The 16,999-nt window shown below is 36.7% G+C and carries 15 protein-coding genes; 6 read left to right on the top strand and 9 right to left on the bottom strand.

What is annotated here, in order from left to right:
• Positions 1-91: 91 nt before the first annotated feature.
• The 4 genes from typA to O0955_RS03030 all read left to right on the top strand — a co-directional run bounded on the left by typA (position 92) and on the right by O0955_RS03030 (position 5,663).
• Positions 92-1,897, top strand: a complete 1,806-nt coding sequence (typA, locus tag O0955_RS03045; protein ID WP_269426052.1) for a translational GTPase TypA — start codon at positions 92-94, stop codon at positions 1,895-1,897.
• Positions 1,898-2,424: 527 nt separating this feature from the next.
• Complete coding sequence (locus tag O0955_RS03040) at positions 2,425-3,339, top strand: lysophospholipid acyltransferase family protein (protein WP_269426051.1); 915 nt, start codon at positions 2,425-2,427, stop codon at positions 3,337-3,339.
• A 35-nt stretch (positions 3,340-3,374) separates the two neighbouring features.
• Complete coding sequence (locus O0955_RS03035) at positions 3,375-4,565, top strand: serine hydrolase domain-containing protein (protein ID WP_269426050.1); 1,191 nt, start codon at positions 3,375-3,377, stop codon at positions 4,563-4,565.
• Between the two features lie 54 nt (positions 4,566-4,619).
• Positions 4,620-5,663, top strand: a complete 1,044-nt coding sequence (locus tag O0955_RS03030; RefSeq protein ID WP_269426049.1) for a hypothetical protein — start codon at positions 4,620-4,622, stop codon at positions 5,661-5,663.
• A gap of 190 nt (positions 5,664-5,853) precedes the next feature.
• Here O0955_RS03030 and O0955_RS18185 read toward each other — a convergent pair whose 3' ends face one another.
• The 3 genes from O0955_RS18185 to O0955_RS03020 form a co-directional block, all read right to left on the bottom strand.
• A complete protein-coding gene (locus O0955_RS18185; RefSeq protein ID WP_428982397.1) occupies positions 5,854-6,447 on the bottom strand; it encodes a phosphatase PAP2 family protein in 594 nt (197 codons plus the stop codon).
• A 162-nt stretch (positions 6,448-6,609) separates the two neighbouring features.
• Entirely contained in the window at positions 6,610-7,356 is a 747-nt protein-coding gene (locus O0955_RS03025) for a glycosyltransferase family 2 protein (protein ID WP_269426048.1), read from the bottom strand.
• 169 nt (positions 7,357-7,525) lie between these two features.
• A complete protein-coding gene (locus O0955_RS03020; RefSeq protein ID WP_269426047.1) occupies positions 7,526-8,806 on the bottom strand; it encodes a glycosyltransferase family 4 protein in 1,281 nt (426 codons plus the stop codon).
• A gap of 125 nt (positions 8,807-8,931) precedes the next feature.
• Between O0955_RS03020 and O0955_RS03015 the strand changes: the two genes are divergently transcribed.
• Both O0955_RS03015 and O0955_RS03010 read left to right on the top strand, forming a co-directional pair.
• Positions 8,932-9,681 (top strand): class I SAM-dependent methyltransferase, encoded by a 750-nt coding sequence (locus O0955_RS03015; RefSeq protein WP_269426046.1) that lies wholly within the window; start codon positions 8,932-8,934, stop codon positions 9,679-9,681.
• 6 nt (positions 9,682-9,687) lie between these two features.
• A complete protein-coding gene (locus O0955_RS03010) occupies positions 9,688-11,235 on the top strand; it encodes a rhomboid family intramembrane serine protease (RefSeq protein ID WP_269426045.1) in 1,548 nt (515 codons plus the stop codon).
• On the opposite strand, the gene O0955_RS03005 is transcribed toward O0955_RS03010, so the two are convergent.
• From O0955_RS03005 to O0955_RS02980, 6 genes are read right to left on the bottom strand one after another with little or no spacing between them, the layout of a single operon-like run.
• A complete protein-coding gene (locus O0955_RS03005) occupies positions 11,236-12,690 on the bottom strand; it encodes an alpha-L-fucosidase (RefSeq protein ID WP_269426044.1) in 1,455 nt (484 codons plus the stop codon).
• 41 nt (positions 12,691-12,731) lie between these two features.
• Complete coding sequence (locus O0955_RS03000; RefSeq protein WP_269426043.1) at positions 12,732-13,643, bottom strand: glycosyltransferase; 912 nt, start codon at positions 13,641-13,643, stop codon at positions 12,732-12,734.
• A 3-nt stretch (positions 13,644-13,646) separates the two neighbouring features.
• Positions 13,647-14,408 (bottom strand): class I SAM-dependent methyltransferase, encoded by a 762-nt coding sequence (locus O0955_RS02995; RefSeq protein ID WP_269426042.1) that lies wholly within the window; start codon positions 14,406-14,408, stop codon positions 13,647-13,649.
• Between the two features lie 16 nt (positions 14,409-14,424).
• Positions 14,425-15,072, bottom strand: a complete 648-nt coding sequence (locus O0955_RS02990; RefSeq protein ID WP_269426041.1) for an O-methyltransferase — start codon at positions 15,070-15,072, stop codon at positions 14,425-14,427.
• Positions 15,069-16,388, bottom strand: coding sequence for a flippase (locus tag O0955_RS02985; RefSeq protein WP_269426040.1), 1,320 nt, complete (start codon positions 16,386-16,388; stop codon positions 15,069-15,071). The genes O0955_RS02990 and O0955_RS02985 overlap by 4 nt, the downstream gene beginning before the upstream one ends.
• 34 nt (positions 16,389-16,422) lie before the next feature.
• Positions 16,423-16,971 (bottom strand): hypothetical protein, encoded by a 549-nt coding sequence (locus O0955_RS02980; protein WP_269426039.1) that lies wholly within the window; start codon positions 16,969-16,971, stop codon positions 16,423-16,425.
• Between the last annotated feature and the right edge of the window lie 28 nt (positions 16,972-16,999).

The raw sequence follows: 16,999 nt of genomic DNA, 5'->3' as shown, positions 1-16,999 counted from the left end.
TTACAACATTATCATCGCATTAAATAGTGAGCCGTATAGTTGAAAATCCATTTCAAAACACTATCTTTGCGCCAAATTTGAGGCGCATTTTATGCAAAAGATTAGAAATATAGCTATTATAGCACACGTTGACCACGGTAAAACTACATTGGTTGATAAGATTTTACATTCTTGTTCTATTTTTCGTGACAACGAACAAACGGGCGATTTGATATTGGATAACAACGATTTAGAGCGTGAGCGTGGTATCACAATCGTATCTAAAAATGTGTCGGTACAATACAAAGATGTAAAGATTAACATTATTGACACTCCTGGTCACGCGGATTTCGGCGGTGAGGTAGAGCGTGTTTTAAAAATGGCCGATGGAGTACTTTTACTTTGCGATGCTTTTGAAGGTGCAATGCCTCAAACGCGTTTCGTAACGCAAAAAGCTTTGGCACTTGGTTTAAAACCAATTGTGGTGGTAAACAAAGTAGATAAAGAAAACTGTCGTCCTGAAGAGGTTTACGAACAAATTTTCGAATTGTTCTTTAACCTTGAGGCTACTGAAGAGCAATTAGACTTCCCTGTAATTTACGGTTCATCTAAACAAGGATGGATGAGTACAGACTGGAAAGTACCAACTACTGATATTTTTGCTTTATTAGATGCTGTTGTGGCTAATATTCCGCCGGCACCAATTAACGAAGGTACTTTACAAATGCAAATCACCTCTTTAGATTATTCATCTTTTGTAGGTCGTATTGCAATTGGTCGTGTTCACCGCGGTACCATTAAAGAAAACCAACCGGTTACTTTAATTAAACGTGATGGCAGAATTGTTAAGTCAAGAGTAAAAGAACTTTATACTTTCGAAGGTTTAGGAAAAATCCGTACTACAGAAGTAAGTTCAGGTGATATTTGTGCGGTTGTAGGTATTGATGGTTTTGATATTGGTGATACTATTGCTGACTTTGAAGCGCCAGAACAATTACCGGTAATCAGTATTGATGAGCCAACAATGAATATGTTGTTCACCATTAACAACTCTCCATTTTTTGGTAAAGAAGGTAAATTGGTAACTTCTCAACGTATTAAAGAACGTTTGATTAAAGAAACTGAGAAAAACTTAGCTTTAAAAGTTGTTGAAACTGCGTCTCCTGATTCTTGGTTGGTTTATGGCCGTGGTATTCTCCATTTATCTGTATTAATCGAAACGATGCGTCGTGAAGGTTATGAATTACAGGTTGGTCAGCCACAGGTTATCGTTAAAGAAATTGACGGTAAAAAGAATGAGCCAATTGAAACTTTAATTGTAGATGTACCTGCTGAAGTTTCGGGTAAAGTAATCGAATTGGTAACTCAGCGTAAAGGTGAGTTGTTAATTATGGAACCGAAAGGCGATTTACAACACTTAGAATTCGAAATCCCATCGCGTGGTATTATCGGTTTACGTAATAACGTTTTAACAGCTACTGCTGGTGAAGCAATTATGGCGCACCGTTTCAAGGCTTATGAGCCTTGGAAAGGTACAATTCCTGGTCGTTTAAACGGCGTGTTGGTTTCAATGGAAAAAGGTCAAACTACGGCTTATTCAATTGATAAGCTACAGGATAGAGGTCGTTTCTTCGTTGATCCGGGAGTTGATGTTTACGAAGGTCAGATTATGGGTGAGCACATCCGTGATAATGATTTAGTGGTAAACGTGGTAAAAGGTAAAGCTTTAACCAATATGCGTGCATCAGGTACTGATGATAACACCCGTATCGCTCCGGCAATTAAATTCTCTTTAGAAGAAGCGATGGAATATATCCAGGCTGATGAGTACATTGAAGTAACGCCTGCAAGCATGCGCTTACGTAAAATTTACTTAACTGAACAAGAGCGTAAAGTTAAAGGAAAGCAATTTGCTTAAATAATGATAAGCTTTAAAGCTTATTTGCAAAATATAATCCCGTTTCGTTTATTCGAAACGGGATTTTTTTGTTTGTTTTTGCAATTTATGATGCAGAAGAAAGGTGCTTTTTTAAGCTTTTTAACACAAAAAATAGGTTGATGTTTTGGAAAGCACTGGCACTGGTTTATTTTAACGCAAGTCCTTCTTTCTGCTAAATCTTTTAAAAACTGCTGTTATGCTCAGGTCAGCGGTACTCGCTTCATACGTTACAAATACCTCCCGGCCATGTTTCTGCTATTTAAAAGTATACCGCTCCAATAAGGTTTATTAAACAGCGTTATCAATCGCCAGGGCAGTTTTTAGTCAGCGGTTTTTCATAAAAACTTTAGCACTAACAATCTAACAATTACATGGCAATTAAATTTTTTTAGTCCTCTATTTTTGCGCCATATAATCACATCCCATGATTTAGAATTTAAAATCTAACATTGTTGTGGCATAAATTTTTAGCCAAGATTTTAAATTTGTTGCTTATCAACTATAGTATGATTAAAAAGGGCTTTTCCCATTTGGGAATATTTTTTTTATCTATATTATCCCTGCTTCCTTTATCGGTATTGTACATTGTTGCCGATGTCGTTTATGTACTTCTTTATCCTCTTTTCGGCTACAGAAAAAAAGTAGTTCGTGAGAATTTGGTGAAATCATTTCCAGAAAAACCCTTACCTGAGATTTTAGCTATTGAGAAGCAATATTATAAATACCTGAGCAATTTAATTTTGGAAGTAATTAAAATGACAAGCATTTCAAAAGTTGAATTGCAAAAACGATATAAATTTAATGGTTTAGAAAAGCTGGAAGAATATTTCAAAGAAAATAAAGGCGTATTAATTTGTTCGGCACATTATGGAAACTGGGAGTGGGGTACTTTAGCCTTTGGTTTGGCGATATCAGCAAACCATTATCCAATTTACAAACCACTTACCAACTCAACTTTCGATAAATGGTTTATAAAAGTTCGCAGTCGCTTTGGCAATAAAATGGTGCCTATGCGTCAAACACTTCGTGCCGTAGGCGAAACTAAAAATGAGGCCAGTGTTTTTAGTTTTGGAAACGATCAGTCGCCAACGGTAAACGATTTACATTACTGGACTACTTTTTTAAATCAACCGGCATCTATTCAGTTGGGCATCGAAAAAATAGCCAAAAAAACCAATCGCCCTGTGTTTTATTTAAAGGTAAAGGTATTGAAAAGGGGATATTATGAAGTAGATTGTATTCCGCTTTGTTTGGAACCTGTTAAAACAGCCGAATTTGAAATTACCGAATTGCATACCCGAATACTGGAAGACAATATTAAAGAATCGCCAGCTTTTTGGTTGTGGAGCCATCGCCGGTGGAAGCATAAACCAAAACAGGAACTTAACTATGTTGAAAATCAATATTTGAAACAGGCCTGATTTCAAAAACTTATATTTGCAGTTCAGCATAATTAATGAAGACTTTTAAAAAAATCCTCCTTACTGTTTTTCTCCTGATTCTGTTATTTGCAGTAATATTGTTCATTTGGCACCCTTATTTAATCCGTGTTTTAAAATACAGAACCCCTGACGCTGAAACCTATAAGATTTTTCCACAGGCAACTGTACATAAAAGTGATGCTGCTTTTCATTTTATCCGAACTGGCAAACCACGGAATGATTTGGATACGCTTCATGTACTGGATGGAACCAATCAGGCGATTACATTAAAGGATTATATAAAAACCGGAAAAATTAATGTCTTCCTCGTGATTAGAAATGACAGCATTTTATATGAAAGATATGCAGGCGGTTATACTGACAGTACTTTAACCACTATTTTTTCAGGAGCTAAAAGTATGATTTCCATCATGATTGGACAGGCTCTGGCAGCAGGAAAAATAAGAAGTTTAAACGATAAGGTTACGGATTATATCCCTGAGCTAAAATCTAACCCCGCTTTTAATGAAATCATTTTAAAGAATCTGGTTGACATGAAATCCGGGCTCGATTTTCAGGACGCTTTGGGTGGGATTATTAAAGCTTTTTTATCTGATGAAGCCAAATATTACTATACCCATGATATGAAAGCAGAATTGATGAAAGTTAAGCTTGTTAATAAGCCGGGTACCGTTTGGAAATATAAAAGTATAGACCCGATTTTGTTGGGTTGGGTATTGGAAAAAGCAACCGGGAAATCAGTTACTCAATACTTTGAAGAAAATACCTGGAGAAAAATAGGGACAGAATACAACGCAACCTGGGGTTTGGATCATAAAAATGGTTTGGCCAATACGGCGAGCCGCTTTCAGGTTACAGCCATTGATTTTGCTAAAATTGGAAGACTCTACTTGAATAAAGGAAAATATAATCAAACTCAGGTTGTTCCTGAACCGTGGGTTAATGAATCTGGTAGCATTGGGACAGAGAAGCCTGCTTCAGCAAAAGGCTGGCAAAAATCAGCACATCATTACTTATGGTGGATTCCTCAAACAGGAGACAATGGAGATTATGCTGCGGAGGGTATGCTTGGACAAAGATTATATATTGATCCAAAAACAAATACCATTATTGTTCAGTTTGCAGATCATGGTGCCGGAAATTATCCTTACCGTAAAATCAGCAGGTATTTAGCGGGCCTTCCTTTTAGTTATCCAAAAAACTAATTTAACTTCCCGAAATATTATAAGAAATAGTACATTGAGTTAAATTACCTGCGAATGGAAAATAACGATGTAAAAATATCAAAGAAGAAGCCTATTTTTCCGGTTACGCCTGCCTTGCAGAAATACCTGCGCAGTTACCAGCGTGAAGCAAAATTACCCATCTCATACAACGATTTAATGCAGTTTAATGAGGCTTTTCCTTTAATGGATAAAAATGGGAAAGATTCTCTTTGGGAAGGACCAATTTATGCACAGGATTTAATTGAAAATCTGCATAATGGGTTGAAAGAAATTTATGCAAACTTAAAAGCATCAGGAAATCTTCGCATCGTTCAGCATAAATACATCGATAAAATTGAATATTGTACTTTTGGTAATACCCACCCTTTCCGGATCAGAATTGTAAACCGCTTAAACGATGTTTACGATTATTTTTACATCAAAAAGGCAGATGCTTCAAGGATATACGGGCTGGAGATGGAAGAAATTTTATCGCCAAACCAGGTCAATTATTTAGTTGATGGCGATACTTTAGTGGAAGAGCATATTGCCGGTATTCCGGGTGATGTATTTACCAAAGGTCAGCTTTATTCGCCCGAATTTAATCCTACGCGTATTGCAAAGGAGTTTGTAAAATTTAACGAACGTTGTTTGATTATGCTGTTAGGCGATATGAGGGCTTATAATTTTGTCGTTCAGATTACGCCCGATTTCGATGATATCCAGTTTAGAATACGGGCAATAGATTTTGATCAGCAGTTTTACGAAGGGAACCTTAAAGTTTATTTGCCACAGTTTTTTAAAGAGAATTTGCCCTACGTGAAAATGAGCATGGAGCAATTGACAGAAAAAACTGTACTGCAATATCAGCAGGAAGAAAGGTCGTCAATTGTGCACCGGGTTAGGAGTGAACGACACCGCTTAACCGATTTACGGGATGTTTCCAATAAAGAGGAATTAACGACACCTGAAAATATTGTGTCTCTAAAAAATGCAATGGCTGAGTATTTTAAGGATGCGCATTACTTAAAGTGTAAAACAATGACGGATATTGTTGAGTTGAACATTAAGAACATCATCAGGCAAGTTAAATTATAAACAACCATTCAATAAAAAAACGGCTGACCTTCGTCAACCGTCTCTGAGTGAATCTAGAAAGAGCGTCCAAAACGTTTGGATATGTTAACCCATTAAGTACACCTCCTGTAAATTTTGTTTGCTATTTTTAATAGTAATCTTACTATAGACAGCTGAGCCAAAGTATTGTTTTAAAAATTGCAGAACCAAATTAGCTGTTGGATAGCGGAATGGGCAATTGCTTTTTGTTTTTTAGCAGCTTCTTAATGGCCTTTAGCATTTTTTGCTTATACACGCAGTGATAACTTAACAAACCAAACAGAACACCTAAAAATGCACCTAAAACTACATCTTGCAAAAAATGCTGCGCTAGATATATCCGGGAATAACCCACTAAAACGGCAGCAATAAAACAGGGAATACAGATTTTCTGTTTTTTAAAAATGAGCGTTAATAGGGTTGCAAGACAAAATGCAGAGGTGGTATGGCCGGAAGGAAATGAATTTGAAGCATGTACTGTAACATCAGGTAAAAAATACTGATATGGAAAAGAAATGCTTTCAAAATATGCTTTTGGCCTCGGAAAGTAAAAAAACCTTTTTAAAGCCTGAGCAATAAATCCAGAACTTAAATAGCCTAATAATAAGGTTACCGCCTTTTTCCTCTTCTTAAGGAAAATAAACACAATGATAACAACTATAAATGTAAGGCCATCACCTAGAAAAGTGTAGAAGGTAAAAAAAATATTAAGCAAAGGGCAATGAAAAGCATTTAAAAAAACAAAACTTTCTGTTTTGCTGAACATTACGCAAACCATAAAGAAAATTAACAGTGTTGTCGCAATCAGGCTAAAATAGAGGCGATGTTTTTTGATTTGTTGCAACATAATTTGTTGATATGTCACAAAAGTATCATGCCAGTATTAAAATAGTTTAACGGGATGATTATGAAACAAATTTTTTAGCTTTTAATCATTTGTTCTTCTATGTTTTATGAAGTACAATGCCAGGTTTCCGGCAATTATAATATGATTAAAGAGATTGGGAATAAAGCCGTAGTATTTACTGAAGATTGAAAAGCGTTCTTTGAGGCTTTCACGATGTTTTTTCTTGCTCATTCCACCAACCAGATATTTAGCTACATAACGATGCACATTTACAATGCTCGAAGCTTTTTTAGCCGCCTTAATTATCCAGTCGATATCCGAGCTGTATTTGTACTTTAAATCGTAAGGCACAAGGATGCTGCGACGAATATAAATGGCCTGGTGACTGATGTTCATTCCAAATTTAAAACTTGTCCAGTTAAATTCTTCCGGTGCTTCGTGTCTCCGGCGACCTAAACTTTCCCAGTTATCATTATACATTTCGGTTTCGCCATAATAAATATCTGCACCTGCAGCGGTATCGAAAACCTCCTCAACCGTTGTTTCATCATAAATTTCATCACCAGAATTCATGAATAAAACATAATCACCACTAGCCATAGCGAGGCCTTTATTCATGGCATCGTATATTCCCTTGTCAGGCTCGGAAACGATTTTTGAAACCTGTTCCTTATATTGTTGAATAATTTCCAGCGTACCATCCGTAGAATCACCATCAATAATAATGTACTCTATCTTTTTATAAGTTTGGTTTAATACCGATTTAATTGTCCGTTCAATATCACGGGCATTATTGTATACGATGGTAATTACAGTTAGTTTGGGCAAGGGAATTTATTTTGTCTTGCAGTAAATTTAATAAACATTGAGCGATATTTTATTCGAAAAGCAGAAAATGAAACTGTACCAACAGAATTTTCAGAAAAAACAGAAGAATTATCAGGTAAAATAGTTCTTAGTTGGAAAAAAAGGCTTTTTATTAGCCCTGTTTTAAGATTTATTTTGGTTGTAAGTCTATCAACGTCTTATAAAGTTCAATATGCTGCTCTGCAACTACCTTTTCTGAGAAATGTTCTAAAATAGATCTTCTCGCTTCCTTTTGAATGGTTTCTTTTTGATTGTGCCAATACAGCCATTCAATACCATTTGCCAGGTCTTCTGCATTTTTATATTCGGCCAGGTACCCGTTTTGTAAATGCTGAACCATATCTGGTATTCCACCGGTTGTAAAAGCAACCACAGGTGTTGCACAAGCTAAACTCTCCATCACCGTATTGGGCAAATTATCTTCCAGCGAAGGAGTTATAAAAGCATCTGCCGCCGAGTAACATTTGGCCAGATGATCATCTTTGCTAATGGTGCCCAGAAATGTAGTTTTAAATGGAAAGGTGGGCATTTCTGCATTTTCTTTGTTTCCAAAAATAACCAGTTCTATGTTTTCTTTTTTAATGCCCGCCCTTCTGGACAAAATTTCCAGTGCTTCAATTAAATATGGCGTACCTTTATGTTTATCATTCTTAGAAGGCATAAAACCACTCATTAATACAAACTGTTCAGGATTTATTTTTAATATTTTTTTTGCTTCGGCCTTAACATAAGGTTTAAAAATATTGGTTTCGATGGTGTTCGGAATTACAGAACTTTTTCTGGTACCGAGTAAACTGCTAAACTTAACCGATGCAGCCATCCAGTTGCTGGGGGCAACCACATGAAAATTAAGTTCGGTATAAGCTTTTTGTTTACGCAACCAGGTTTTATGAGAAATGTCGTTATCGCCGCTGAGTTTCAGTACCGGGCAATTCCCGCATTGCTGATGAAAATTTTCACAGCCGTAGCGTACATGACAACCGCCTGTAAAAGCATTGCTATCATGAAATGTCCATACAATAGGTTTTTCCAGTTCATCGAGTTCAGCCAGAAATTTTGGAGTTAAAAAACCATGGTTTATCCAGTGTAAATGAATCACATCCGCATTTTTAACATCAGGATGTTTAATTACCGAACGACCAAACCATTGTAAACTGAAAGGAGTTTTAACCGATTTGCTCAGCCACTTTGAAAAATACCGCTCTGCTAAAATATTGTAAACGGCCCGGGCTTTTGCTATTGGGTTTTTGCTAAAAGTATCAATTTTTGGATTTTGGCCAAACTTATAATATACCAGTACTTTAGATTGCACTCCTGATGCCTGCAGCGCATCGCTTAGGCGTAAGCATGCACGGCCTGCGCCTCCATTTCCATCGTAAGTGTTTAGGTGTACTACTTTCAAATCGATCAAAAATACATTTTATTGTTTAAGCCTGCTATTGGTGCCTTACGATTACAATATATAAAATAATTAAACGTAAAAATATCAAATCTCTTATTCTTTGTGTTTCTTTGGGCTTTGAATTATTTTAAGACATGACAAATTTATTAACTGACAGGGCTTTTTGGGTAAATTATTGGGAAAGTAAAAAAGGACTAGCGGTTCAATTACCAGCAAATTACTTGTTTCATCGCCAGCTTGCAGATTTAGTCAGTAAAAACAATATTAAAACCGCAATAGAACTGGGCGGTTTCCCCGGTTATTATGCAGTTTTTTTAAAAAAATATTTAAAGCTTGATGTTACCCTGCTGGATTATTTTGTTCATCCACCGGTTGTAAAAGAACTTCTGGAGAAAAATGGCTTAACAGAAAAGGATATTCACATCATTGAAACCGATTTATTTAATTATGAGCCAACACAGCAATATGATTTAGTGTTAAGTTGCGGATTAATTGAACATTTTAATGATACGGCGGATATTATTAACCGCCACATTGTTTTTGTAAAGCCGGGCGGAACTTTATTTATCACCTTGCCAAACTTTAAGGCCGTAAATGGCTGGTTTCAAAGAAATTTCGACAAAGAAAACTACGATAAACATAACATTAACAGCATGGATCCTGCTCTGTTGGCCTCAATTTGCGAAAAGGCCGGATTAAAGGAAATTAAGGCTGGTTATTTTGGCCGGTTTAGCATTTGGCTGGAAAACGAACAGCAAAAATCTGCTGCGGTGCGTTTATTTAAAAAAGCAGTTTGGTTAACGGGTAAAGTTTTTACCAAAATTATTCCTTTCGAGAGTAAAAGTTTGTCGCCTTATATTATCTTAGAGGCTAAGAAAATTTAACGCTCTATGTCCATCAGTTGGGGCTACTCGCCCAAAATTGAAAAATATATTCCTTTGGCTGATTTTCCGGCCGACCGGTATTTGATTATTGCCCGGCAGGTGATCGAAAATTTAGGCTGGAAACTTAGCCATATTTCCGAAACGGGATTAATTGCCTATACGCCCATTTCTTTTCAATCGTATAGTGAAGAAATTTCCATTCGGATTTTAAATAATTTTGCAGTTGTGAAAAGTGAATGTGTTGGCATACAGCTTTTACTCAATGATTATGGTAAAAATGATTCAAACCTTGAAAAATTCTTTCACGAATTTGAATATGCACAATACCATTTGCAGGAAGTTTGGGATCAGAAATTAACAGAATTTCATGAAATGATTGCTACCCAGGATGATACTTATTTTGAAAAGGCACCTCTTGCTACAAAAAATAAAATCAAAAATGTATTGTATCTCTTTTTCCCTCAAAAGGGATATTTGGTAACCCCAATTCTTGTTGTTCTTAATGTTTTGTATTACGCTTTAATGTTTGTCATTTCAGCGATATACGCATCAATATTATTTTCAAGACAACCCAATTCTGGAGACGTTAACCTTACGAATGAGTTTCTGGAAATGATTTTAAATTTTGGTGTAAATAACCGGAATCTGGTTTTAGAAGGGCAATTCTGGAGATTATTCACTTATCAGTTTATTCATGGTTCATTATGGCATCTGTTTTTTAATATGTATGCTTTAATTTATCTGGGTTTGATGATTGAAAATAAACTTGGATGGAAAAAATTCTTGTTTATTTATTTGTTAAGTGGCGCCTGTGGCGGATTGTTGAGTTTGTCATTTCACCAAATGGGTATCATGATTGGGGCATCAGGATCGATAATGGGTTTGTATGGGGCATTTCTCGCCTTGCTTATTAATAATTTTTACGAAAAATACGCCAGGCAATCTCTGTTAATCAGCACGCTTTGTGTAGTCAGCTATATTTTAATAAACGGTGCATTTGGCCAAAGAGTTGATAATGCAGCACACATTGGAGGCTTTATTTCCGGGTTTGTTTTATGTTATATTTTAACTTTTAAAGCGAACAATTTTATTGTACTCAAACCCATAGCAAGGTATGCGGTTTCTGTTATCTTGTTTTTACTGCTTTCCGGAGCGGTATTGCATTTTAGCCCCAGGTATCAAACCGAAGAATTTTATAAATTAAAAGATGATTTCAATAAAAATTTAATGTCTTTTAATGGTTTGATGCATTTGAAAATATCGCAAAGCAAAGACGAAAAATTATTTCTAATTAATTCAGAAGGGATTATTCCTGCTAAAAAGAATATAGAAATCACAAAAAAAATGCAGTCTTTAACCTTAAAGAAAATCGATGCTTTTGACCGGGAAAAGAAAGCTGAAATTGCCAGAAAATCTTATCGTGCAGCTATGTTAATGTATAAAGATGTTCAGGCAGACAGCACATTCAGATACAGCAAAACTACATCGACAGAAATAGGTGATGTGGTTATGTTATGCTATAAACTGAGCGATACCTTAAGTAAAATGCGTTAATTATGAAGTTTTCTTGTAAAGTCCGAATTCGCTTAAAGTGATGCATACGGGTGATTTGGTAATGTTTAATTTAACTTTATTTGAAGTTACCGGCGCTTCAAGTTTAATTAATCTTTTAGCACCAATACTTTCGCCTTCATAAACTTTTTTCCAGCTGCCATTTTCAAAAATCTCTACATTAAAAGCTTCAATTCTTTGACCTAAAGGAATAAATTCCTGTAAACTAATAATATCAAAAGTTTTAGATGATTTTAAATCAAGTTCTAAACTGGCAGTGTGCGCCTGATCTGTAGTTGCCCAATAAGTTTGTTTATTATGATCCAGAACTTTACTGCTGCTGAAGTTTTTGCCACGCGTATTGCTTGCTTTAGCCACAGCGCCACTCGCTAAATTATTAGCAAAAGTATGCTTAACAAGATCGCCAAAACCTTTTAAAGCCGCTACGTCGTCATCATGCAACTGGCCACGGGTATCGGGTGCTAAACCTAAATCCAGGCCTGCACCATAACCAACACTTTTTAAATATAAATCAAAAAGCATTTCAGAAGTTTTTGGTTTTTCAGTTGCATGGTAAAACCATCCTTTACGTAAAGGAACATCACATTCAGCAGGCATCCAGAATTTACCATTTCTAATGCCCATCGGGCTCTGGGGGTAGTTGGCCTGCCCGGGAACGGCTACACTTTTTCCTTCAGGCGGAAGCGGTGTAAAAGTTGCCCAGCTGGTTGCCGCTGCCATACCATCCTCACTGCCAACCCAACGTACATCAGGACCAATATCACTAAATATGCTGGCCATAGGTTGCATTTTTCTGGTCATTCCCCAGGTATTTTTCCAGTCGTAATAAGTTGTGTTGTCAATAGAACGTTTTTCTTTTGCACCTCCGTAATAGCCATCACCGCCGTTAGCGCCATCGTGCCAGCTCATAAAAAGCTCACCGTAATTGCTGTATAATTCTTTTAACTGCGCCTGATAAATGGCTAAATATTGATCTGTTCCGTACAATGCATTGTTTCTATCCCATGGCGAGCAGTAAACCCCAAATTTTAACCCGTTTTTACGTGCCGCCTGCTCAATTTCCTTAACCATGTCTCCCTTTCCATTTCTAAAAGGACTTTTTGAGATGTTATACGCAGTTGTTTTTGTTGGCCAGAGGGCAAAACCATCGTGGTGTTTAGAAACGAGAATTACCGCTTTTAAACCGCCTGCTTTTGCCGCCTTAATAATTTGTTCCGCATTAAAATCCGTAGGATTAAAAGCTTTAGGATCTGCATCACCAAATCCCCATTCCTTATTTTCGAAAGTGGTTGGCGTAAAATGAATCAAGCCGTAAACTTCTACATCATGCCAGGCAAGCTGCCTTTTTGAAGGAGTTGCGCCATAAGGTTTAGGTGCGTTTTGAGCGAAAGTAAAAAGACTGCTAAGCAGCAGGGATAAAAAGGGTAGAATTTTCATCTGCATTTAGATTTGAAATTCTAAGATAAAGATTATTAAAACTAAAAAATTGGCAATTTATTCAGTTTTTCTGTCAAGAAACGCTTAACGCGATCCCAAAGATTTCCTTTTCGGTTGGCTAAAAAGTTCTTAATGGCCTGATAAGCTTCAGGGTTTTCGGCGATTACTTCAGGAAATTGTGTAATGGGTTTTGGATTGATAATTACATTGTAAATATCATTAATACCCGAGTGGACGCCGGTGCCATCATGGCCAATATTGTTTACAAGAGATTGAGATGGGTTTAGCGTTAATCCGCCTTTTAAAAATATAGATGCATACCATCGAATGGCCCAGCTGTTATTTTTACCAGCCTTAAATTCCTGCATTTGTTTCCAAAAATTCATCGTTTTATCAATGGAAAATGCATTCTTTTTCTTGCCGTCAAACTGGCTGATCAGGGTATCAATATTTGGTTCAAAATTATTCCAGGCCCTTTCCCAGGTTGCCCATCCCCAGCTGGTGGCCGCCCTGTAAAAAAAGGTTTGTGGCAAGCTTTCGGGTAAAGGGTACATATAAGCACCAATGTGCATAACCTTTTCCTCATTTCGGTAGTGATTTAGCGCATCGTTAAAGTAGGTTAACGTATGTGGAGAGGTTACCAAATCATCTTCAAGCACAATAACCTGCCCGTAATCTTTTATTAATTGTGATACCCCTGCAATAACCGAATTGGCCAAACCGGAATTTTCCTTACGTTCGATAATTTTAACGGATTTAAACCCATCGATATTATTGATTATAGCCCTCACTTCAGCCACTTTTTGTTCATCTTTCTCTGTTTTTGCACCATCAGAGAATATGTATAAACGGCTATCAGCTGCCAACTCATTTTGCTGCAAAAACTTTAAGGTTCGCGAGGTATGCTGCGGACGGTTATAAACAAAAAGTGCAATGGGTGCAAGGTTTTGCATGGTTTAAAAAATATGCAGGTTATGATCAGATTTTTTTGTTAAAACAGTATAGGCATTTGCAAACTGTTCCTTTTTCTTTTGCCCCAGTAAATTACCCAGGGCTTTTTTGATCCGGTATTCCAGTTCTATTTTTAAGTTTTTGGCAAATGTTTTTTGAACTTTTCTGTTAATAAACTCATTAAACTTAACGGTTTCTGTAGCGGTCATAGAAACCTTATCCTCAATAATTTCCAAACCCTCGCTTTGCAGTAAAAACCTCAAAGATGTTGGGGTGTACATGTTGATGTGGCCATAATCTAAAAAGTGTTTCATACGCTTATCCACACCAAAACGATAATCTTTTGGTACTTCAACCACAATATATTTAGCCACTCTTTTAAGTTCACGCAGTAAAATCCTTTCATGCTCTACATGCTCCAAAACGTGAGCAAGTATAACCAGGTCAAAGCTATCATCTTCGTAAGGAATTTTATACCCATCAAAAGTTTTCGCCTCTTTCAGGTTACTTAATTTCCGGTCGAGGATTAAATCTACACCACTTTGCGCAATTTCAAGTGCATAAATTTCAGGTGCAAAATTCCATTCATTTAAAAAATGCAGAATGCTTCCGTCGCCGGCACCAACTTCGAGTACCTTTTGAGGTTTTATGCTTTTACAAACATCGATAATATTTTGGGCCTTGTATTTGGCTCCAAGCATACGCCAGGCTACATCACTTTGGGTATAAAAATTATCGTATGCCGTTTTTACTTCTTCGCTTAACATGTGTTTTAATTGGAGATTATATTCCTAAACAGTTGTCTGCTTTGTAAAATACTGAAGTTGCTTTTTCGTAAAACAGGCCAGGCGAAATACCGCTGAAACTAATTTCTTTAAATCCTTTTTCTTTTAAAAGTACTCTGGCTGCATGGTAAACCTCACGTTCACTGTCATCTAAAACCAAAACTCCGTTAGCAGATAAGGCATCTACACTGTATTTACAACAATTTACCCGGTCACGCCCATCTACAATAATAATATCAAATTTCTTATTCAGTAAAGTTGCCTTTTTAGCATATTCGCCATCTTTTTCGAGATGACAAAAAATCATTTCAGCATTAGAGGGGCTTGTATTTTTTACATTTTCGAACCAGCTTTTATCATGTTCAACAGAAGTGACAGTGGCGGCTCTTTCTGCATAAAATGAAGTAGAACTACCAGAACCATATTCGAAAATATGCTGGGTTTTATTAATTCTTTCCTTAATAAAATCTATAAAAGAATAGGTTACCCATGGCAAAGCCTTACCGTTTCCATCAACAGCTTGTTTTTTGTCGAAGGCAGTAAACCAGCCAATGCTATTTAAATAACCTTTATGACCGTATGATAATAATGCTTTAAGCCTTAAGGGCTTTGAAATTAAATTTGCTAATGCTTTAAGATTGCTCAACGTTTAAATATTTTTTGAAATGCTGTGACCAAAAATAATGATTTTAACATCATTATACCTTGCTGACGTGTTTTCGGAATTAATAAAAGATAAAATGTAGAAACAAAACAGGCTACTAAGGTGGCAATTGATGCCCCAATACCTGCATATTTTGGAATAAGCCAAAGGTTTAAAAGTATATTTACAATTGCACCAGCTGCTGTTCTGTAAAAAGAAATTTTGGTGTACCCCTCTGCAATTAAATATTGAGAACTTGCACTTCCCAGGAAAACGAAAATACCCGACCAGATATGGATAGATAACATGGCACCAGCGCCCTCGTACCGGTTAGAGTACAGGATATGGATAATAAGATTTGCAGTGAAACTAATAATTATTGCAACGGGTAAACAGATGAAAGTAAGTAAATCGTATAAATTACCCAATCGTTTAATATACCGGTCATAATCTGTTTTCCGGGCATTTACCAAAGCTGGAAATACAGAGGTTACAATTGCTACAGGAATAAAATACCAGGCTTCGCTCAGATTTGCTGCAGCACTGTAAATACCCACGGCTTTACTGCCCACACTTTTTAACATAATGACATCTATTTTCATGTAAATAGAAACCATTACTGCAGATAAAATAAGTGGTGAAGATTGTTTTAGTAAAGATTTTGCCCTTGCTTTATTGTAAGTCCATTTAAAAATATTGAAACCCCTTTTTTGATAAACAAGAATCAGGCCCAGTGCTAAAATTAACCCATCGAAAACAAAGGTTAAAACAATATAAATAAGTGGCAAACCTAAGGAAACCACTGTTATTTTTAAAACCGCAGAGATAATCAGACAGATGTTTTGAATATGAACAACATATTTGGATTGAACCTGTGATTGGAAATAAGCATCAATTACATTAAAAGATTTAAAAAAATAGGCCAGTGCCAGCAAGCCCACCATTAATGTTAATGGTTTACCCGGGCTTTCGGAAAGTTGGTGACTTACCCAATAAATGCCTACAGCGATAGGAATTAACGATGCATAAGTTATAATTCTGAGCCAAAGAGATGTTCCAAGAATTTCGTCCCGTTTTGCAGGTTCCTGAATAATTTCGCGGATAATAAAAGTATCCAGACCCAGTGCTCCAACGGCTGCAAGAATGGTAACAATGGCCAGTCCAAAGTTTAAATCACCAAAAGAGGAGGGGCCGAGGTAACGGGCTACAATTAAACCCACGATAAGACTCAGCATTTTTCCAAACATCAGCCAACCCGTATTTTTTAAATACTTGTTAAATGCAGCTTCGTCAAAACCTTTTATGGTGGGTAATTTCATTGCTGCAAAGATGTGAAAAAAATGTTTCAGGTTTTTATGTTAATGGAGCACCCACAGCAATATCACAACGATGTCCGGCCTCACCATGCTTAGGATTTATTTTTATTCCGTTTTTGGCTTCTAAAGCCTTATTGTCTGCAACAGGGCTGCTGGTCATAACTTTTGGAGCAGCTAAAGGTTTAGAGTTTAACGGAGCACCAATGGCTAAATCGCATCTATGCCCCGATTCTCCATGCTTTGGATTTAGCTTTTGCCCTTTTGCATTTACGGCCGTTAAAGTTGATTTAGCAACCGGAGCAGGATTAGAAACAGGGGCAGGTGATTGAGGCTGATTTAAGTTTGGTTTAGCCGGAGCGGGTCGATTTAAAGGTGCGCCAACGGCCACGGCGCAACTATGTCCGGGTTGCCCATGAGCAGGATTGTATATTAAATTACTTTTTAACTGATTTACAGGCGATGCAACCTTAGTTTGTTGCAAACCAGCCATTCCGGTTGGCGTAGGTGTAACGGCCTGAGGTTCTGGTTTGTTATTGCTGCAAGCACTAAGCAAAACTATTGCTGTTAAATAATATAAATTTTTCATGTGCCGGATGGTTGGTTATCCAAATATG

The sequence above is a fragment of the Pedobacter punctiformis genome (assembly GCF_027213715.1).
GTDB lineage: Bacteria > Bacteroidota > Bacteroidia > Sphingobacteriales > Sphingobacteriaceae > Pedobacter > Pedobacter punctiformis.
The sequence above is the reverse complement of the archived record's forward strand: the minus strand, read 5'-3'. Positions and strand labels throughout refer to the sequence as shown.